Here is a 17,679-nt window from a genome sequence, read left to right on the forward strand (position 1 = left end):
CGTACGTAAAGTGGCGATGCTTCAAGAGTAAGTTAGCATACTCTCCCCGCTGCGGCGCAATATCAGTAAGCCAAGTAAATAAACACTAAATTTTCCATTTATTAAGACAATATTTTATTTTAAATCAATTGCTTGCTGTTTTTGTTTGCACATTTTGTAAAACGTGTTGAGGCTATAAACGTTGAAAATAGATATTTTGTTCAACCAAAGTCTTAACTAGGGGGCGTGTGCCAGGAGTCGTGATGCCAGGGTTGTCATCACCAGCCAGATTGACGAGAACGTTAAGCATGATTAGTGAGCGGCCAGTTCAAGCGCTAGTTGCCCATTCCAGGCGGCTGGAGAGGAGGCGTTGGCGTCAACTGGTATGGCTAACCGGTAGGCCTTGCGAATGTCGTGCCCACGCGCATCGGCTGTGGCAGGCGGCTAACTGGGCAGCACCTTTATGGGTCGCTCATCAGGCCGATGATGTGCCCGTTGCGCCCTGGATAACGCCCCGTAAGGCGCGCACGCGTTTAGGTGCAGAGCATCAGCTCATCGTGCTGGATGCCAGTGGTGAGGCGGGCCTTGATCCTGACGCGCTAGGCGCGCTGGCAGGCACGTTGATAGCGGGAGGCTTGCTGGTGCTTATTACTCCCAAGCCTTGGGGTCGTCATCCGGACCCGGATTACGCGCGTTTTGCTGACCACCCTTGGCACTGGGAGCAGTTAACGTCGCACTATCTGGCGCGATTGGCTCGCCTGCTTTATGAGCGTACAGATGTTATCCCTTGGCATGCCCCTGGAGTGCCAAAGCTTCCCCGTTTACCCGCCAGCACGAATTGTCCACAGAGCGTTAGCGATAGCGCGTGTCTCACGGCGGATCAATCGGCTATCGTTGCCCAGCTTGTACGTTTGAAGCGCCGCCGCCCAGTGGTGATTACCGCTGATCGTGGGCGGGGTAAAAGTGCCGCGCTTGGAATCGCTTGCGCACGCCTTTTAGAAAACGGGACCTCGAATATCATTGTCACGGCTCCCAGGTTAAGCGCCGTGGAGAGTCTGTTCGCTCGGCTTGAAGCCCTGTGCCCTGACGGAGCGCGCATCGCCCCAGGGCGCTTTCAACTCGCAGATAACCGCGAGCTGAGCTTTTTGCCCCCGGATGTACTTACCGAGCAGGTTGCGGCCAAACAGTTGGGAGGCGATGGCAGCTATTTAATGGTGGATGAAGCCGCGGCGATTCCTGCTGCCTTGTTGGGTCAGTGGCTGGCGGCGTTTCCGCGTATTGCGTTTGCGACCACCGTTGATGGCTACGAAGGTTCAGGGCGAGGGTTTGCCTTGCGCTTTAAAGACGTATTGACCCGGCTGACGCCGCAATGGAAAGCCTTGACGCTGGACACCCCCATCCGCTGGAATGCCGGTGATCCTCTTGAAGCCGCGATCAACCGGTTGCTGCTACTCAAGGCGCCTTTGCCAGCCTTAGGGCAACGTGACGATGACGCGGATAGTTCATATACACTCGAACGTGCTTGCCTTGCCCAGGAGGAAGCTGCTCTTGAAGCGCTGTTTGGCCTGTTGGTGCAGTCTCACTACCGGACCTCTCCAGGTGACGTGCGTCAGCTGTTAGACGGACCCGGAACCACGCTGCGTCTACTGGGGCACAAACATGCCCCTCAAGCGGTTCTGGTGGCACGAGAAGAGGGCGGTTTTGATGCCTCGCTTGCCGAGCAAGTCGCACGGGGCGAGCGCCGCCCGCAAGGGCATTTGATGGCGCAGTCGCTGGCCGCCCACGTGGGCAGCCGTACAGCACTGACCGCCCGCTGGCGGCGTGTCGTGCGTATCGCTACTCATCCAGACCGCCGCCGGGAAGGCCTGGGGCAACAACTTATTGCCGAGGATGTTCAGGAGGCCACGCAGCAAGGCATTGCGCTTTATGGCGCCACCTTCGGCGCCGAAGCGTCGCTACTGCGTTTCTGGCTTGCTCAAGGGTTTCAGCCCGTGCGGCTGGGCATCACCCGTGAAGCGGCTACCGGGGAATTTGCGGTGATGGTTGCCAAAGCGCTGAACGTTGAGGGGCGCGCGGTACTGCATTCGTTAACGGCAGGGTTCAGCGCTGCGTTACCCAGCTTGCTGGCGTTTGAATTAACCGCGCTGCCCGCCGAGGTAGTCACACTGTTACTACGTGGGCTGCCTTCTACACCGCTAACCCCAGAAGAGCGCCAAGCCATCAACGATGTCGCCTATGCGCATCGTGACCCGGCGCTGGCGCGACCTGCGCTACAAGCGCTGGCGCGAGAAGCCAGCCACGTGCCCTCATCAGGCATGGCAACCGCACACCACCAACTGGCGGCGTGGGCTTTTCAAAACCAGCCTTTAGCCGCTGCGCATAATGCGTCCGTTCGTGCACTACGCCAAGCGGTGGGGCAGGTGGCATCAATGCATGCTTTTCCCTCGTCGCCTTGAGGAGTAAAGTGGGTCGGTTACCGATAATGAAGAGTTTTTATGAACGCACATTTAGACGCGTTAACGCCGCCTATCGTTTGGCGCCATTTTCGTACGCTGTGTAATACGCCGCGCCCTTCTGGCCAGGAAGCTGCGTTGGTCGCGATACTAGAAGCCTGGGCCGATGCTCAAGGGCTTGCTCACGACCGCGATAGTTTTGGCAATTTACGCATTTGTAAGCCGGCATCACCTGGCTGCGAACACGCCCCAGGGGTTATTTTGCAGGGCCATCTGGATATGGTGGCCCAGGCCAATGCTGACAGCGCTCATGATTTTTCGCGTGATCCAATAAGCACCTACGTCGCCGATGGTTGGTTGCATGCTGAGGGTACGACGCTTGGGGCTGACAACGGAATGGGCGTAGCGGCTATTCTTGCCGTGCTTGAGGATGCAGAGCTCACCCATGGTCCGCTTGAAGCGCTGTTTACTCTGGAAGAAGAGACCTCAATGGGGGGCGCGCTGAACCTGGCAGAGAACTGGCTGAAAGGCTCATTGCTGCTTAACCTGGACAGTGAAGACCGCGGTGAAGTGTATATCGGCTGCGCGGGCGGTGGCGATGTGGTGGTGGATGCCCAGCTACCCAGTGCCAAGCTACGCGACGATGAGCAACTGGTCGAGATTGCACTGACAGGCCTTAAAGGCGGCCATTCAGGCATGGATATCCACAAGCCGCTGGGCAATGCCAATCGCCTGCTGGTGCGTGCGCTGCGTACCCTTGAAGGGTTTGATGGACGGCTGGTTAGCTACCACGGCGGCACGCTGCGTAATGCGATTCCTCGTGAAGCGTTTGCTCAGCTGGCCTTGCCCGCTGACGAAGTGGATGCCGCCTTCGACGCGCTAAAGGCGCTGGAAAGTACCCTGCGTGCCGAGCTTGGCAGTGGCGATAGCGGTCTGGTGCTGACGGCAACGCGTGCGGTGAATAATGTGTCAGTAGACCCGCTAACCCTGGACGCCAGTGCCATGTTGGTGGCCGCGCTTCACGCAGCGCCCTGCGGCGTCGAGCGCATGAGCGCTGATGTGCCCGGTGTTGTTGAAACGTCCAATAATCTGGGCGTACTCAGCCTGGAAGAGGGGCGTTTGCATCTATGTGCGCTGGTACGCTCCTTGCACGATACCGCAATGATCGCTTTGGCCGACCGCTTTGAGGCACTGTTTGGGTTGATTGGCGCACGTGTCCGTGTCGAGAATAGCTACCCCGGTTGGGCGCCGAATCCTGGCAGTGCGCTGTTAGCGATTTTTAACAAACGCCATGCCGCGCTGTTTGAGAAAGAACCCGCTGTTAAGGTCATTCACGCGGGGCTTGAGTGCGGCATTCTGGGCAGTAAATATCCCCACCTGGATATGGTCTCGTTTGGCCCGCTGATTCGTGGGGCTCACTCCCCGGATGAGCGGGTGGAGCTTGCATCGGTCGATGAGTTCTGGCGTATGCTGCGCGCGTTGATGGAAGATTTGGCCCAGAAAGGCTAGCCAACCTCGGGCTAAACAAAACGGCACCGCGAGGGTGCCGTTTTTGCATCTATCGCTAAGAAGAGCGCTTATCACTTACCGAGATAAGCGTTCAGCATCCAGATGGTTTTTTCCTGCTCGCGAATGTAGTCGCTGGCTAGTGAGGCTGTCCCTTCATCATCAGCGTCAGAGGCGAGTGAGAGCACTTCGCGCTGAAGCTCAATCAGGACCTGGTATCCTTTGATAATGCCGTTAACGCAGGCTTTGCCGTCGTGTACGTCTTTATCTTCCTGAATATGCGAAAGCGTGGCGTAGTCACTGTAGGCATGCACCGGCTTGTGGCTCAAGGTGAGGATACGCTCGGCGACTTCATCTACCTTGGTCAGCAGGTCCGTGTAAAACTCTTCAAACTTGGCGTGCAGTTCAAAAAAGTCGCTACCCTTCACGTTCCAGTGGTAGCCGCGCACGTTCATGTAAAAAATCTGGTAGTTCGCCAGCAGGTGGTTGAGTTTCTCGGCAAGCTGGCTGGCACTGCCTTCATGAAGGCCGATGCTATTGGTATCGGTCATGCTGTCTCTCCTTGTTGGAGCCGTGTAGCACGGCTATCAAATCGTTTGATTAGCATAAAACGCTGCTGGAACATTGCAAAACAGGTTTTTTGCATCGTACTCATAGCGTTATGACATTACCGTGACGGCAACACCGCCCGGTTTTAATAACTGGATCTTAAAACGGACCATGTATCGACGTGGCTTTCACGAATGCTGCCTAACAACAGTAATGCTGCCGTTCGAGATATTTTTCAAGGGGCCGCCGGGGTTAACCATAAACGAATAATTGTTTCACAGCGTGCTGCCAGCAACTCGGCTGTTCTGGGTAAAGCCTGCTCCAGCGTCATGGGGCCATCGGCCAAGGCAAAGGCCGCGGTTACACCTTCATCAAGACAGGCTTGCCAGTCATCGCCCAGGCTGCCCGCTAAAATAATCACTGGTTTACCCAAGCGCTTGGCCGCACGGGAAACGCCAATGGGGGTTTTGCCCGACATGCTTTGCCCATCCAGGCGTCCCTCACCGGTAATGATCAGGTCGGCGTTATTGAGCAGAGTGAGCATATTCGCGTGCTGCATAATCAATTCGATGCCCGGTTTTAGCGTCGCGTTAAGAAACGCGCTGGCTGCAAACCCCATTCCGCCTGCGGCACCTGCGCCGGGCAGGTCTCGGTAGTCATGCGCCAACGTGCTGGCGCAAATATCGGCAAAGCGGGCAAGCGCTTGGTCAAGCTGAGCTACCTCTTCAGGGGAGGCGCCTTTTTGAGGGCCAAATACCGCACTGGCGCCCCGTTCACCCAGCAGTGGGTTATCCACATCCACCGCTGCTTCCACGTTGAGTGAGGCCAAGCGTGGGTCCAGCCCAGAAATATCCAGCGATTCAAGGCCTGCAAGCGCAGCACCGCCTGGCGCAAGCGGCTTGCCATGTGCATCCTGAAACCTGGCGCCCAGGGCTTGTAGCATGCCAGCACCGCCATCGTTGGTGGCGCTTCCTCCTAGCAGTAGCAGTACGTTTTCGGCGCCCTGGTTAAGCGCTGCGAGAAATAACTCACCTACCCCAACGGTGGAGGTTTGTAGTGCGTTGCGCTCTTGAGGGCTTAAGTGTTGTAATCCGCTGGCTTCTGCCAGTTCGATAAACGCGGTACGCTGTTCGCTAAGCCAACCCCAGGCGGCATCGCGGGGTCGTCCAAGTGCATCGTGAACCGTTTGATAGCACCGCTTGGCACCGGTTGCGGCAATTAATGCATCCAGACTTCCTTCGCCACCATCAGCCAACGGGCAGCAGTGTGTTTGCGCGCCGGGGACCGCACTACGTACGCCTTTAGCCATCGCCTTGGCTGCTAATTCAGCGCTTAGGGCGTCTTTAAAACTATCGGGGCAAAGCAGGATATTCATCGCACAATCTCCGCAAATGACGGTCTCTAATCTATTGTAATGATGAGAGGAGCTTAACGCGCTGCTTGCTGATAGACCAGTTGCTGATAGACCCGTTGTGATCATCGCTTGAGGATCTAACATGAAGTCGATACCGATTAGCTTAACCTGCCTGCTGGCGCTGGCTGGATGCCAGGTGACGCCAGACCGTCTGCCCCAGGCCGAGCCTGCCCCCTCAGCGGCCTGCTATTTTTCTAACAGTGCTGAAAGAGACTCCCAGGAAGTGCTTCGCCAAAGCGTTGCGCTGCTCACCGAATCGGGATTTGAACTGAATTCGACGGATGCGACGTTAGGCCTGGTTACCGCTAGCCGCACTCAAGCGCTGCGTGGCTATTACGACCCTTATGATAACGCCTACGGTTATGGGCGCGGCATACGTGCCTTCGGCGGGTTTGGAGTGGGAGGCGGCGGCGGTATCGGCATCGGAATGGGCTTTGGGGGCGGGCTGCAACAGCAGCCAGTCGAGGTCGAGCGGGTCTCACTCCTGATCCACGACGACCATATTCGTATCTCGCGCGATATCCGCCGCTTCGACCATCTGGGCGATATGCGGGAGTCGTACAGCGCGAGCAACGATGATTTTTGTCAGCGCTTTCAAACGGCGCTTGAGCAATACAGGGTGCCAACCGGGAGAGGGTTATGAGGCGAGGCCGTTGGGATATCAGGTGGGTGGGCTTGATGCTTTTGGGGGCATGGCTTACCGGCTGTGCAACGACGTCGCCGTCTGTCCCGCGTGAACTTGTCTATCCAACCTCGGTCGACACGACGTTTCGAAGCGCTGTCGAGCTGATGATGAAGCAAGGGTATGTGGTACGCCACGCCGATTTGGCCCTAGGGCGTGCAGAAGCCTCGCTAGCCCGCTGGCCTGAATACCGTTTGCAACTGCAGGTGAGTGAAGCCGGGAGTGGTAGCCAGGTGAGTGTCATGGCCTGGCGTGGCAATCAACCATTGGCGCCTTATTTATTGGATCCGTGGCTAGTGGATTTACAAGCAACGTTGGGATTAGCACCGTGAAGCAGTGTGGTGATCAAAGAGTAAGTACTTTTTATAGCGGCAAATGTTGGGCGCTGGGCGCTGGATTGATCGGCTTGCTGATGAGCCCGCTTGCAACCGCACATCCGCATGGCTGGATTGATTTCAGTATCCGAGTCATGACCGACGAGGAGGGCGTTGTGCGCGGGTTGCATCACGCATGGCGGATGGACCCTTTTTATAGCCTGGTGGTGTTTGAAGAGCTCCAGCATGTGGATGGCGTTAGCCTGGAGGTTGGGCTTGACCGGTTAGGCACTGAAATACGCGATAATCTTGCGGGTCAGCACTACTTTACAGACGTTCGTCTGGATGGCGAGCCGTTGGCATTGGGCGAGGTAACCGAATACACGGCCAGGGAGCATGACGGGCGGCTTAGCTTTACGTTTATCCTCCCGCTACAAACGCCCCAACCCTTGGCGGGCCACGTGCTTGATTATCAAATATACGATCCAACGTATTATATCGAGATGGTTCATGAGTCAGAAAATAACCAGCCTAAAGACGACGCCTTGGTGCTGCACGGGGAACCTGCCTGCGAGCTAAGCATCTTAATCGCCGAACCTGACCCTGAGCTGGTCCTGCAAGCTGCTCTGCTGGACCAGGATGAGGAAGCCGAACCAGGGCTTGGACGGTTTTTTGCCGAAACAGGGCGTGTTGATTGCCGCTAATCACAAGCTGCAGACCCGACGAATTCTATGAATGTATGAAATAAGGTAGTGCTTTATGCGATCACTCGTTATGCGCAGGCCCATTATGCTGATTGCGCTATTAGCACTTGCTGCTGGGGCAGTGATATTTTTATGGGAAGGGGGATTACAGGGCACAAGCTACCAGATGCTGGCTTGGCAGCGGAGCTTTAACCGCTCGCTCACGCTGGCGATTACCGAGCTTGCCCGCGAACCTTCTCAAGCCACCTGGTGGGTATTATTGAGCGTCAGTTTTGGTTACGGCGTTTTTCACGCGGCAGGGCCAGGGCACGGGAAGGCGGTGCTGGCAACGTATCTGGCCTCTCATGGGGGCGCCGTGCGGCGAGCATTAGGGCTTTCGTTTGCCGCGTCGCTGTTGCAAGGCGTGACTGCCATTGTCATGGTGGCCATTTTGGTGCACGGCCTGGGGTGGCTAACGCGTCAGGCGATGGGCAGTGTTGTTTGGGTTGAGCAGGCCAGTTTTTTACTCATAACGCTATTGGGTGTTTGGCTATGCGTTCGGGCTTACAAGCAGCTGCGCCGCGCTTATCAGCCTATTGCGTTTTATCCGGTTCAGCACGACCACGGCAATGGCCATCATCTCAATCACGATCACAGCCATGGCCACCACCACTGCTGTGGCGGCGCGCATCATATTGAACCCGAGCAAGCGTTGGATTGGCGTACCGCCATCATGACGGTCGGTGCGATTGGTATGCGTCCTTGCAGTGGCGCGGTACTTTTACTCGGCGCCGCCAGCCTATTGGGGCAATTTTATGTTGGCGTTTTGTCGGTACTGGCCATGTCGCTGGGTACAGGAATGACGGTGTCGGCGTTGGCGCTTGCCAGCGTGTTTGCACGTCGCTGGGCAACGCGGCGTTTAGCCAGGCAGCAGCACGCTTCTCAGTCGGCGCATAAAGTGGTGGGCTGGGCGGCGCTTGCCGGCGGCATATTGATTGTTTTATTGGGCGTTATGCTTGTCACGACGAGTGTTTCTCAACCCGCCGGGGCGCCCTTGCTTGGCGAGCCGCCCGCAAGGCAAAGCAGTCCGCTTTTAAGGCCCTGACAGCAGCTAAGCGTTTAAGCGGTCAATATGCGCAATAAGTTGATCGCGTAGGTCGGCAAGTGACTCCAACTCATACGGTTCGGCGCTGCCATTGCCCCATACCGGCGCAGGCCAAGTGGCATCAGCCTGGTGGCGCACGACCACGTGGATATGCAGCTGTTTGACGACGTTGCCCAAGGTGGCGATATTCAATTTATCGCCCTCGAAGAGGGTTTTCATCACGTTGCCCAGTTGGGTGGCTTCCCGCCATAACTGGGCCTGGTCAGGCTCGGAAAGCTCAAATACTTCGCTGATATTATTCAGCCGAGGCACCAGAATCACCCAAGGATAGCGCGCATCATTCATTAACAGCACACGGCAAAGTGGCAGGTCGGCGATGGGGAAGGTGTCAGCATCCAGACGTTGGTCGAGAGTGAAATCGTTCAAAGAGCGCGCTCCAGGTAGTCTTCAATGGTGTATATGATAGCCGATGCTTTGGGTAGATGACGCGGTGTAGGGAGCAACCTTCGGGAAAACAGGCGAAATTAACCAAACACTGTTACGCTGAAAGTACCCCTTGGAAAGGGTAGACGCTACTAAAGGGCTGTTGCTAGACACGTTAAGGAGAACTCAAATGAAAAAACTTTTAGCGACTGGTTTTATTCTACTTATGACAGCAGGCGCGTTGGCCGGTTGTAACACGGTGGCTGGCGCAGGCCAGGATGTGGAAAGAGGCGGCCAGGCCGTTCAGGACGCCGCAAGCTAAGGTCCATGAACCCTTGACGATGTTGAGTGGGCCAGGCAATTGCCTGGCCCACTGTGTGTTTGGCCTGCATGTTAATAATCATTCGGGGTAGGTTTATGAATACGTGGCGATTCACTTATGGGTTTCAGTACGTGAAATTATTAGCCGCCAGCGGCGGCATTGTTCTGCTTTCTGCATGCGCTGCCGGTTCTGACGCGGCTAGAACGTCGGGTTCGGGTGATCAAAATGGCCAACCGATACCCATGGACAGCTGCGATACCGCCTCAATTCGCTACGCCATAGGCGAGGCCTTCGATGAAGCGAACGTTTCGCAGTTGCAAAGCGAAAGTCAGTCGCGCCAGGTGCGCGTGCTACGTCCAAGCGATGTGGCCACTATGGACCACCGACCGGACCGCTTGAATATCCATGTTGATAGTAATGAAACGGTCGAAGCTTTACGCTGCGGTTAGCGCAATATCAGCACTACACAAGCGGCGGTGAGCACTCCCATGGTGACGTTAAATATTCGCCAGGCACCGTCGCTTTTAATCCAATGACCGATCGCCATGCCAAACCCCGCCCATAGCGCCAAACAGGGGAAGGCAACCAGCTCTACAAAACCCACCAGGATTAACGCGTTTGCAACGGTTGAACCCTGATCAGGAATAAACCCCGCGATTAACGCAAGCCCCATGACCCACGCCTTGGGATTGGCGAATTGAAACGCAGCGGCCTGCCAGAAGGTAAGGGGTACGCTGTGTGCCTTGCTCTTTAAATCAGGCGGTGGCGCGCTGGCAATTTTCCATGCGAGGTAGAGCAAGTAAGCACTGCCTAACCAGCGCAGGGCGAATTGTAGGGAAGGATAGCGCTCAAACAGCACGCCTAACCCCAAAGCAATACTGAAAAACAGCAAAAAGCAGCCGCCGACAATACCCACCATATGTGGCAGCGTGCGTTTAAAGCCAAAGTTGGCGCCTGACGCGGTTAACATAATGTTATTAGGGCCGGGCGTTAGGGTCATCGACATCATGTAAAGGGCGGCTGGCCCAAGAATAACCCACTGACTATTCATAACGATCCTTCCAACGCTGGCGATTCACCTGCTCTTTAAGCATTTCAAGCATATCGTAAAGCACCAATTCTGTGATTCGTTGGCTGCCTTCATCGACGGTCAGCCAGCTGTTAAAGCCGCTCTCTGCGGTGCGTTCAACCACTTGCCTAAACTCGGGAGAGTGGATGCCCAGCGCAAGCTCATCCACTAACCGTTGGGCAACGCCGCTAATAGACGCCTGCATGGCATTCGTGGCGGTTTGGCCCATCGGCAGGCGGTGCAAGCGCTGAATCTCAGGACTTTCACGTAGCGTGCGGCTTACAAGTTCATCAATGGCTTGCATCGCGTGCGTGCGATTTTGTTGGTACGCCTCGCCCACGGTACTTTCCAGACGCTGCACAATTTCACTAATCAACTGCTTTTTGCGCGGCATGATGACTCGGTCGACCACCCGCTCAGTTAGCGAGTCGCTGGCCAGAATTTGCTGCTGTACATTGCCCAAAAGCCGTAGCGCGATACGATCAGAAAGTTCTTCAAGCAGGATATCGTAATATTTAAAGAAAAATTGATATATCGACCAGTGAGTAATATTAATAAGCCGCAGACGATGTAAGCGATGAAGTAATGACACCACACGCAGTATTCTGAGTAGGCGAAAACCGCTTAATGGAATACAGCCCAGAACGTCATACCAGTGCACAAAGGGGTAGAAAAACCAGCGATGATAGCGCCTTTCGGCCACGGCGACGGTCCAGCCCAGCAGAACATCGGCAACAAAAAAAGCGACAAAGAACAGATCAATCGTAAAAAAGCGGCTATGGACTTGGGTGTCGTAAAATGTATAAAAGGTGGGTGCCAGGCCTGCAATGGCCTGGTTAACAGGCTCGATTAAAAACAGTGAATCAAACAGCAAAAGCCCTAAATTAAGCACCACCGCGATGAGAATCAGTAAATCCCAGCCAATATGAGCGTACTCAACGGGCTTGGGCAATTGTGGGTAGCGCCGTCTGGTGGGCATGTAACCTCCTTGTGAATGGGTATTAAAGCAGCATCAAGCGCTTAGCCCACCTGATTCGGCCGCTGCCTGCGACGCCTCGTAATATCCGGGCTAGCCTATTAAGCCTGCGCCTGGCAGTTAAGCCTGCGCCTGATAGTGCTGCTGGGTAAGTTTTTCTTCCTGCTCTGTCTGTTTACGATGCTTTTTTCGCAGTGCTGCTTTTTCAAAACGGAGCTGTTGAATAGGGGTGGTAAGCGTCAAAGGGGGAACGCTGGCGGGTTTTCCGTCAGGGTCCACCGCGACCATGGTGAGGTAGCAACTGTTGGTATGGCGGATGAGCTTATTACGGATATCTTCGGCGACCACCTTAATGCCGATCTCCATTGAGGAGCGACCAACATGGTTAACGCAGGCCAAAAAAGTGACGAGTTCGCCCACGTGAATGGGCTGTTTAAATAGCACCTGGTCGACGGAAAGGGTGACGACATAGTGGCCCGAATAGCGGCTGGCACAAGCGTAAGCGACTTCATCCAGTTTTTTAAGAATAGCGCCCCCGTGTACTTTACCGCTGAAGTTCGCCATATCGGGCGTCATTAGTACGGTCATTGACAGCTCATGCTGTCCTGGTAAGGCCGTGTGTGCGGCATCTGACATAACGTGTCCTTGGTTAACGCTGCGGCGGGCAGATAAAAGCTTAGAACCAGACCAAGCCTATGGAAATAATCACCCCGGTGACAAACAGCTGAATCAGGCAGAAGCCCATAATATCTTTGGCTTTTAGGCCAGCGATGGCAAGCACCGGCAGCGCCCAGAAAGGTTGCAGCAAGTTAGTCCAGGCATCGCCCCAGGCAACGGCCATGGCCACCCGTGAGATATCGGCACCCAGCGCCTGGGCCGCTGGCAGCATCACGGGCGCTTGCACTGCCCACTGGCCGCCGCCGGAAGGCACAAACAGGTTAACAATGCCGGCGCTAATAAACGACCAAAAGGGCAGCGAGGTTGCTGTCGCAAACGAGATTAGCCACTCCGACATGCTTTGGGCCAAGCCTGACTGCACCATAATGGCCATAATGCCGGCATAAAACGGAAACTGAATAACGATGCCAGCGCCACCCTTAATGGCTTCGTTAAGGCTAATAAGCAAACTGCGTGGCGTGCGATGAAGTACGATAGCTAAAAACAGAAACAGAAAGTTCACGATATTCAGGTTTAAACCGCCGCCCCGAAGAATAAAGTGATCAAGCAGATACAAAAGCCCCGGCACGCCCACCAGTAGCGAAAGTACCAGGCTATTTTCGAGTTTTTCCGCCGGGCGGGTAATACGCTCCTTCGGCGCGGGGGCATCTTCAAGCAGCTTGCTATCGACATACACACTGTCTTTTTCGTCGGGCAGCATTAACCGATTAACCAGTGGTACCGCGATAAACAGACACACAACAATCGCCAGGTTAAAAAAGGCGAAGATCGTTGAGCCGGTGCCAATCACGCCAATCGCATCGGCAGTGAAGTGTCCTTCGGTGGCGATAGTCAGCGGCACGGAACCCGCAAGGCCACCGTGCCACACGATGAAGCCCGAGTAGGCACTCGCCACGAGCAAGCGGTAATCCACGCGTACCAACCGAGCTAACTCCTTGGCAAACAGTGCCCCCACCACCAGGCCAAATCCCCAGTTAATCCAGCTGGCCACAAGCGAGACCAGCGTCACCAGGATAATCGCGCCACCGGCACTTTTTGCCGTTCCGGCAAGCTTTTGCAGGATACGCTTCACGGGTGGTGAGCTTGCCAGCATAAAGCCGGTTACCAGGACCAGCAGCATTTGCATCGAGAAGGTTAACAAGCCCCAAAAGCCGTCTCCCCACATGCGCATCACCGCAAGGGGCGTTTGGCGCTCCACGGCAATGGCGGCAGCGGCCGCCACGATCGTCAGTAGCAAAACAAAAATATACGGGTCGGGTAGATAACGCTCAACCAGCTTAACCGCTGGTTTCGATATCATTTTTAGCATGGCGGGCTCTCTTGTTTGTTATAGGAAGTACATGGCTAATATACGGTGATGCGCCATGGCTTTCACATTTAAAGACGTACTTTAGAACGATAGCGCAGCTAGCCAATAACGGGAGGACGGGTTTAAACGCTTATTGCCAACGCGAGTGACGGTAGCGTCGATAGTAACCAATCAATACACCTGAACGCACCGTAATAAACAGGGTAAAAGCGAACCATAAGCCATGATTGCCAAGACCTTGGGTCAGCCACCAGGCCGGCAGGTAAACCAGCATGGCGATAAAGATACTATTGCGCATTTCACGCACGGCGGTAGCACCAATAAACACGCCATCCAGAAGATAGCTCCAAACGGCAATCAGCGGCATCACCACCATCCACGGAAGGTATAACGCGGCGGCAGTGCGTACTTCGTCAAGCCCGGTTAAAAGTGCCACCAACTGATTGCCGCCAAGGGCAAACCCCAGAGAGGCACCGGCCGCTGTCCAAAAGGAGAACTGCGCTGCCCTGCGAACAATGAGTGAAAGCTCCTGCCAGTCACGGCGACCAAAGGCGCGACCCACCAGCGATTCTGCCGCGTGGGCAAAGCCATCCAGGGCGTAGCTGGTGAGCATAATAAATTGCAGTAGCACCGCATTGGCGGCCAGCACCGTATCGCCTTGACGCGCCCCTTGAGCCGTAAAGAAGGCCATGACGAACAGCAAGCCAAGCGTGCGTACAAACAGGTTGGCGTTGATATTGAAAAGGGCCGTATAGGCCGACAGTGCCAGCAAGCGTACACGCGATAAATGCCCAGAAAGCGTTTTAAGTTGGCGCGTCACCAAATAGCCGCCAAACGCTAGTGCACTGTAGTCGGCAATAACGCTTGCCCAGGCAACACCATTGCTGGTCATGCCCAGGCCCACCACAAACCACAGGTCGAGAACGATATTGACGCTGTTGGTCAGCAACAAAATCATCAGCGTAACGCGAGAGTTTTGTTGGCCTAAAAACCATCCTAATATTGCATAGTTGGCCAACACGGCAGGTGCCGACCATAGGCGTATTTCGGCATATTCACGGGCCAGTGGCGTAGCTACCTCGCTACCGTCCAGCAACCAAAGCCCTAGGGAAATAAGCGGTGACGAGAAAAGAATCAGCAGTGCACCAATCGCCCCAGCAATGATCAGCGATTGGCCCAGTAACAGGCGCACATCGCTATCACTTTCACGGCCGATAGCCTGAGCGACCAGTCCGGTGGTGCCCATGCGCAAGAAACCAAAGCCCCAGTAGAGAAAGCTGAAAAGAGTGGCGCCCAGCGTCACCGCCGCCAGATAACGTGAATCGGGCAGATGCCCAACCACAGCGGTATCGACCAGGCCCAGCAGCGGGACGGTAATATTGGAAAGGATAATTGGCCATGCGATGGCCCATATACGCACGCGATCGTCGCTTAGGCAGCGGTAATAATGCGGTACTTCTCTAACAGCTGCTGCTGCGTTTCCTTGCGTGCCGGGTCAAGCGGAATACAGTCTACCGGGCAAACCTGCTGGCACTGTGGCTCATCGAAATGGCCAACGCACTCGGTGCACAGGTTTGGGTTGATGATGTAAATCTCTTCGCCGGGCGAGATAGCATCGTTCGGACATTCGGGCTCGCAGACGTCGCAATTAATGCATTCATCGGTGATCATCAGTGCCATGGGCATACCTCGCAAATGGCTGGCACACCCGGGAATAGCGGCAAGAAATACCCGAGTGTTTTACTCAACAATGTTAGTGGTTACGTAGTGTAGTGCTTACGCAAGGCTTCTGCGACCTGGGAAGGTACCAGTGGTGAAATATCGCCGCCCAATTTGGCAATTTCACGCACAATCGTGGAGGAAATATACGAGTTTTCTACGCCAGGCGTTAGAAAAACGCTTTCCAGCTCCGGGTTTTGAGCGCGATTCATGTTGGCAAGCTGAAGTTCGTACTCAAAATCGGATGCGCCACGCAGGCCACGTAGAATGATGGTGGCGCCTTGCTCGTGCATAAAGGTCGTCAGTAGATTAGAAAAACCCACTACTTCAACGTTGGAAAGCGACGCACAGACGTCTTTAGCCAAGGACATGCGGGCTTCTAAATCAAGGCTTGGCCGCTTGCCGGGGCTGGCTGCTACGGCAATGATGACCTTCTCGAACATCCTCGCGCCACGCGCTATAAGGTCCATGTGACCGTTGGTGATCGGATCAAAAGTGCCAGGGTACACGGCAATATTGACGCGTGGCGTGTTCATTCCGAGGGCTCCTCGTTGATGCTACCAAAGGGGTTATCACTGGTAAGCGATACCGCCTGGGCATAGCCTGGAATATGAATGCGGTCAGCGTGAATATCCAGCTCCGGCCCTTCCAGCACCTCTTCGCCAAACTGATAGCGCGGCGCATAGTGGCCTCTATCCGCTTGAGCCAGATAGGCATCTGCCTGGGCGCGTACGGTTTCACGACACGTTTTCCAAGCATTGATGGCATCGGCGCCATGGCGCTGGAGCAACAGGCGCTCGGTAACATCGGGTGAAAGTACCACGCCGGTGGCGTTATTGCCGCCAAAGCCCTTGGCATTAATAAAGGCAGCATCTGCTTTAAAGGCTATAGGGGTTTGGAAAAAACGCAGCCGGTCGGCGTAGACATCGTCAGCCACTTCATTAAGCGTGGGGATGCCAGGCAATATGTCATGGGCAAAACTGCCGAGCGCGCTTACGAGCTGGTCGCCCGCTGCCGAGCCTTGGGAGTGGCCAATAAATGACTTGATGGCGACGACTGGCCAGTCGGTAATCCCATTCGCACGGGCAATTTCATCCAGCACATGGGACTCAGTCGTGCGATTTTTCGGCGTACTGGTGCCGTGAGCATGCAGAAAACTGCGCTCTCTTAGTGCTTTTTCGCCTAACAGGTCACGCACCAGCGATGCGGCCTTGCCCAGGGTAATGTAATTGCCAATACCCGGCGCGGAAATCGAGCGTTTAAAGCCGTCAGCGTTAACAAAGACATCCGGTACCGAGCCCAGAATGTCTGCGCCCAGTTCAAGCGCCAACGCGTCATCCATCAACAGGATAAACTGGCTGGCTTCGGCCATGGTAAAACCACAGTTAAGCGCAAACGGTCGGCTGGCGCGCTGGTAATCCGCATCTGTTAATAGCTCCAGGGCATCCAGCGCTTTTAAGCTAGCGTCGTCTGCCAGGGCGCCCATCGCGCGAAAACCTTCAATAATTTCCGGGGTGATCGGCGCGTCAGCGGTGCCTACCATGACCACTCTGCGTCGCCCCGAACGAATATCTTCAGTACCCAAGCGCAGGTTATAGAGAAAACTGGCGCAGGCGCCTAATACCGCCCCGGTACTGCCAACGCTACCCAGCACATAGGCATTTAAAAAGTCGGCGGGCATTTGCCCGTACCCTAACGGCATCTGTTTTGAGGTGGCGCGTTGACCGCTCACCAAACTCTTCATCAAACCGCCCCAGCCAGCATCATCCAACTGACCAATGGAGTTGCCTGCATAAACAGCGATGTGGTCAGGATTAAGCGTTTGGCGCAGCGTCTCCCAGGATAAACCGCTGGCACCCAGGCAGTCGCTGGCGCCAAAAATCGCCATCGAGAGTCCGCGAGGGTGATGCACGCTGCGGTACAGGCTTGCCGGTTCAAAACCGTGAGGAAGCTGCGCTGCTGCACATACCTTGGGGCGCTGAGCATCGGGCAGCAGCGTCTCAAAAACGCCTGCCGGTACGGTGACCTCTACCTCACGGGCGCCCAGTTCGCGGACCTGCCAGTTTTCCGGTAAATTTTCCGGAAGCTGGCGGCGGCGCAGCGTAAAGCGCAGCGGCTCGCTCAACTGAAGGCTGGCCTGACGATTGGCAGGCAGCCCCGGCTCCAGGAACTTGGGGTCCTCGTTGCGGCGAACCAATGTGTGGTTAAGCACCTGATCACGTAACGACTGAGCAGGCGAATCTACGGGCAGGCCTGCGCGATCGTGCCACCCTTTTTCGGAGTGCTCGACAAGCTGCATAAGGGCCGCCAGGCCCTCCAGGGTCTGGCGCTGCTGGTCAGCGGGAAGGGCATCAAGCACGGTACGACGGAAGGCCTGATGGCCTGAGGTCCTGCCGGCGGGATTGATGCCGCCCATGCCGACAATCACCGGTAAGTGTGACAAGCCGGGTTCCTCGTGGTGCGGTGGTTTTTAATAACAGTTATCGTCAATGGCAGGG

Annotated in this window: 19 protein-coding genes; 8 read left to right on the plus strand and 11 right to left on the minus strand. The window is 55.5% G+C overall.

Annotated elements, in window-relative coordinates:
• Positions 1 to 287 precede the first annotated feature (287 nt).
• Both ACT3T7_RS12275 and ACT3T7_RS12280 read left to right on the plus strand, forming a co-directional pair.
• Complete coding sequence (locus ACT3T7_RS12275) at positions 288 to 2,435, plus strand: tRNA(Met) cytidine acetyltransferase TmcA (RefSeq protein WP_193056825.1); 2,148 nt, start codon at positions 288 to 290, stop codon at positions 2,433 to 2,435.
• A gap of 39 nt (positions 2,436 to 2,474) precedes the next feature.
• Entirely contained in the window at positions 2,475 to 3,941 is a 1,467-nt protein-coding gene (locus tag ACT3T7_RS12280; RefSeq protein WP_444631185.1) for an aminoacyl-histidine dipeptidase, read from the plus strand.
• Between the two features lie 71 nt (positions 3,942 to 4,012).
• Here ACT3T7_RS12280 and ACT3T7_RS12285 read toward each other — a convergent pair whose 3' ends face one another.
• Positions 4,013 to 4,489, minus strand: coding sequence for a Dps family protein (locus ACT3T7_RS12285; protein WP_172117354.1), 477 nt, complete (start codon positions 4,487 to 4,489; stop codon positions 4,013 to 4,015).
• A 233-nt stretch (positions 4,490 to 4,722) separates the two neighbouring features.
• The gene (locus ACT3T7_RS12290; RefSeq protein ID WP_444631186.1) at positions 4,723 to 5,862 is read right to left on the minus strand and encodes a glycerate kinase; all 1,140 of its coding nucleotides are present in this window, start codon (positions 5,860 to 5,862) and stop codon (positions 4,723 to 4,725) included.
• Between the two features lie 121 nt (positions 5,863 to 5,983).
• On the opposite strand from ACT3T7_RS12290, the gene ACT3T7_RS12295 reads away from it, so the two are divergent.
• The 4 genes from ACT3T7_RS12295 to ACT3T7_RS12310 are packed head-to-tail and all read left to right on the plus strand — an operon-like array spanning position 5,984 to position 8,685.
• Positions 5,984 to 6,544, plus strand: coding sequence for a hypothetical protein (locus ACT3T7_RS12295; protein WP_444631187.1), 561 nt, complete (start codon positions 5,984 to 5,986; stop codon positions 6,542 to 6,544).
• On the plus strand, positions 6,541 to 6,915 hold the full coding sequence (locus ACT3T7_RS12300) for a hypothetical protein (RefSeq protein WP_444631188.1): 375 nt from the start codon (positions 6,541 to 6,543) through the stop codon (positions 6,913 to 6,915). The genes ACT3T7_RS12295 and ACT3T7_RS12300 overlap by 4 nt, the downstream gene beginning before the upstream one ends.
• A 53-nt stretch (positions 6,916 to 6,968) precedes the next feature.
• Positions 6,969 to 7,601: a DUF1007 family protein gene (locus tag ACT3T7_RS12305; RefSeq protein WP_264298632.1), complete on the plus strand. Its 633-nt coding sequence runs from the start codon at positions 6,969 to 6,971 to the stop codon at positions 7,599 to 7,601.
• Positions 7,602 to 7,656: 55 nt separating this feature from the next.
• Positions 7,657 to 8,685 carry a nickel/cobalt transporter gene (locus tag ACT3T7_RS12310; protein WP_444631189.1) on the plus strand — a complete coding sequence of 343 codons (1,029 nt, stop codon included), beginning with the start codon at positions 7,657 to 7,659 and terminating at the stop codon, positions 8,683 to 8,685.
• A 6-nt stretch (positions 8,686 to 8,691) separates the two neighbouring features.
• Here the strand turns inward: ACT3T7_RS12310 and ACT3T7_RS12315 are convergent, their stop codons facing one another.
• Positions 8,692 to 9,111, minus strand: a complete 420-nt coding sequence (locus tag ACT3T7_RS12315; RefSeq protein ID WP_172117359.1) for an HIT domain-containing protein — start codon at positions 9,109 to 9,111, stop codon at positions 8,692 to 8,694.
• Positions 9,112 to 9,298: 187 nt separating this feature from the next.
• Between ACT3T7_RS12315 and ACT3T7_RS12320 the strand changes: the two genes are divergently transcribed.
• Together ACT3T7_RS12320 and ACT3T7_RS12325 are read left to right on the plus strand one after the other, a co-directional pair.
• Positions 9,299 to 9,430 carry an entericidin A/B family lipoprotein gene (locus ACT3T7_RS12320; protein ID WP_087105855.1) on the plus strand — a complete coding sequence of 44 codons (132 nt, stop codon included), beginning with the start codon at positions 9,299 to 9,301 and terminating at the stop codon, positions 9,428 to 9,430.
• Between the two features lie 95 nt (positions 9,431 to 9,525).
• Positions 9,526 to 9,879, plus strand: coding sequence for an I78 family peptidase inhibitor (locus ACT3T7_RS12325; RefSeq protein WP_444631190.1), 354 nt, complete (start codon positions 9,526 to 9,528; stop codon positions 9,877 to 9,879).
• On the opposite strand, the gene ACT3T7_RS12330 is transcribed toward ACT3T7_RS12325, so the two are convergent.
• The 8 genes from ACT3T7_RS12330 to ACT3T7_RS12365 all read right to left on the minus strand — a co-directional run bounded on the left by ACT3T7_RS12330 (position 9,876) and on the right by ACT3T7_RS12365 (position 17,597).
• Positions 9,876 to 10,481 (minus strand): LysE family translocator, encoded by a 606-nt coding sequence (locus ACT3T7_RS12330; protein ID WP_172117361.1) that lies wholly within the window; start codon positions 10,479 to 10,481, stop codon positions 9,876 to 9,878. The genes ACT3T7_RS12325 and ACT3T7_RS12330 overlap by 4 nt on opposite strands.
• Entirely contained in the window at positions 10,474 to 11,478 is a 1,005-nt protein-coding gene (locus ACT3T7_RS12335; protein WP_444631191.1) for an ion transporter, read from the minus strand. Before ACT3T7_RS12335 ends, ACT3T7_RS12330 begins: the two co-directional genes overlap by 8 nt.
• A gap of 117 nt (positions 11,479 to 11,595) precedes the next feature.
• Positions 11,596 to 12,111: an acyl-CoA thioesterase gene (locus ACT3T7_RS12340; protein ID WP_193053314.1), complete on the minus strand. Its 516-nt coding sequence runs from the start codon at positions 12,109 to 12,111 to the stop codon at positions 11,596 to 11,598.
• A 40-nt stretch (positions 12,112 to 12,151) separates the two neighbouring features.
• Positions 12,152 to 13,462: a short-chain fatty acid transporter gene (locus ACT3T7_RS12345; RefSeq protein ID WP_172117364.1), complete on the minus strand. Its 1,311-nt coding sequence runs from the start codon at positions 13,460 to 13,462 to the stop codon at positions 12,152 to 12,154.
• A 130-nt stretch (positions 13,463 to 13,592) separates the two neighbouring features.
• Complete coding sequence (locus ACT3T7_RS12350; protein WP_172117365.1) at positions 13,593 to 14,882, minus strand: MATE family efflux transporter; 1,290 nt, start codon at positions 14,880 to 14,882, stop codon at positions 13,593 to 13,595.
• A gap of 11 nt (positions 14,883 to 14,893) precedes the next feature.
• Complete coding sequence (locus ACT3T7_RS12355; protein WP_087105869.1) at positions 14,894 to 15,142, minus strand: YfhL family 4Fe-4S dicluster ferredoxin; 249 nt, start codon at positions 15,140 to 15,142, stop codon at positions 14,894 to 14,896.
• 80 nt (positions 15,143 to 15,222) lie between these two features.
• Positions 15,223 to 15,717, minus strand: coding sequence for a pantetheine-phosphate adenylyltransferase (gene coaD, locus ACT3T7_RS12360; protein ID WP_193053311.1), 495 nt, complete (start codon positions 15,715 to 15,717; stop codon positions 15,223 to 15,225).
• The gene (locus ACT3T7_RS12365; protein WP_444631211.1) at positions 15,714 to 17,597 is read right to left on the minus strand and encodes a beta-ketoacyl synthase; all 1,884 of its coding nucleotides are present in this window, start codon (positions 17,595 to 17,597) and stop codon (positions 15,714 to 15,716) included. Before ACT3T7_RS12365 ends, coaD begins: the two co-directional genes overlap by 4 nt.
• Positions 17,598 to 17,679 lie beyond the last annotated feature (82 nt).

The sequence above is a fragment of the Halomonas sp. 111 genome, assembly GCF_052379685.1.
In the GTDB taxonomy this organism is placed as follows: Bacteria; Pseudomonadota; Gammaproteobacteria; order Pseudomonadales; family Halomonadaceae; genus Vreelandella; species Vreelandella citrativorans.

Excerpts from the sequence above, each read along its gene's own strand:
- ACT3T7_RS12355 (WP_087105869.1), bottom strand. The coding sequence starts at position 15,142 with ATGGCACTGATGATCACCGATGAATGCATTAATTGCGACGTCTGCGAG.
- ACT3T7_RS12320 (WP_087105855.1), top strand. The coding sequence starts at position 9,299 with ATGAAAAAACTTTTAGCGACTGGTTTTATTCTACTTATGACAGCAGGC.
- ACT3T7_RS12340 (WP_193053314.1), bottom strand. The coding sequence starts at position 12,111 with ATGTCAGATGCCGCACACACGGCCTTACCAGGACAGCATGAGCTGTCA.
- ACT3T7_RS12335 (WP_444631191.1), bottom strand. The coding sequence starts at position 11,478 with ATGCCCACCAGACGGCGCTACCCACAATTGCCCAAGCCCGTTGAGTAC.
- ACT3T7_RS12345 (WP_172117364.1), bottom strand. The coding sequence starts at position 13,462 with ATGCTAAAAATGATATCGAAACCAGCGGTTAAGCTGGTTGAGCGTTAT.
- ACT3T7_RS12285 (WP_172117354.1), bottom strand. The coding sequence starts at position 4,489 with ATGACCGATACCAATAGCATCGGCCTTCATGAAGGCAGTGCCAGCCAG.
- ACT3T7_RS12300 (WP_444631188.1), top strand. The coding sequence starts at position 6,541 with ATGAGGCGAGGCCGTTGGGATATCAGGTGGGTGGGCTTGATGCTTTTG.
- coaD (WP_193053311.1), bottom strand. The coding sequence starts at position 15,717 with ATGAACACGCCACGCGTCAATATTGCCGTGTACCCTGGCACTTTTGAT.
- ACT3T7_RS12310 (WP_444631189.1), top strand. The coding sequence starts at position 7,657 with ATGCGATCACTCGTTATGCGCAGGCCCATTATGCTGATTGCGCTATTA.
- ACT3T7_RS12275 (WP_193056825.1), top strand. The coding sequence starts at position 288 with ATGATTAGTGAGCGGCCAGTTCAAGCGCTAGTTGCCCATTCCAGGCGG.
- ACT3T7_RS12280 (WP_444631185.1), top strand. The coding sequence starts at position 2,475 with ATGAACGCACATTTAGACGCGTTAACGCCGCCTATCGTTTGGCGCCAT.
- ACT3T7_RS12365 (WP_444631211.1), bottom strand. The coding sequence starts at position 17,597 with ATGGGCGGCATCAATCCCGCCGGCAGGACCTCAGGCCATCAGGCCTTC.
- ACT3T7_RS12295 (WP_444631187.1), top strand. The coding sequence starts at position 5,984 with ATGAAGTCGATACCGATTAGCTTAACCTGCCTGCTGGCGCTGGCTGGA.
- ACT3T7_RS12290 (WP_444631186.1), bottom strand. The coding sequence starts at position 5,862 with ATGAATATCCTGCTTTGCCCCGATAGTTTTAAAGACGCCCTAAGCGCT.
- ACT3T7_RS12325 (WP_444631190.1), top strand. The coding sequence starts at position 9,526 with ATGAATACGTGGCGATTCACTTATGGGTTTCAGTACGTGAAATTATTA.
- ACT3T7_RS12330 (WP_172117361.1), bottom strand. The coding sequence starts at position 10,481 with ATGAATAGTCAGTGGGTTATTCTTGGGCCAGCCGCCCTTTACATGATG.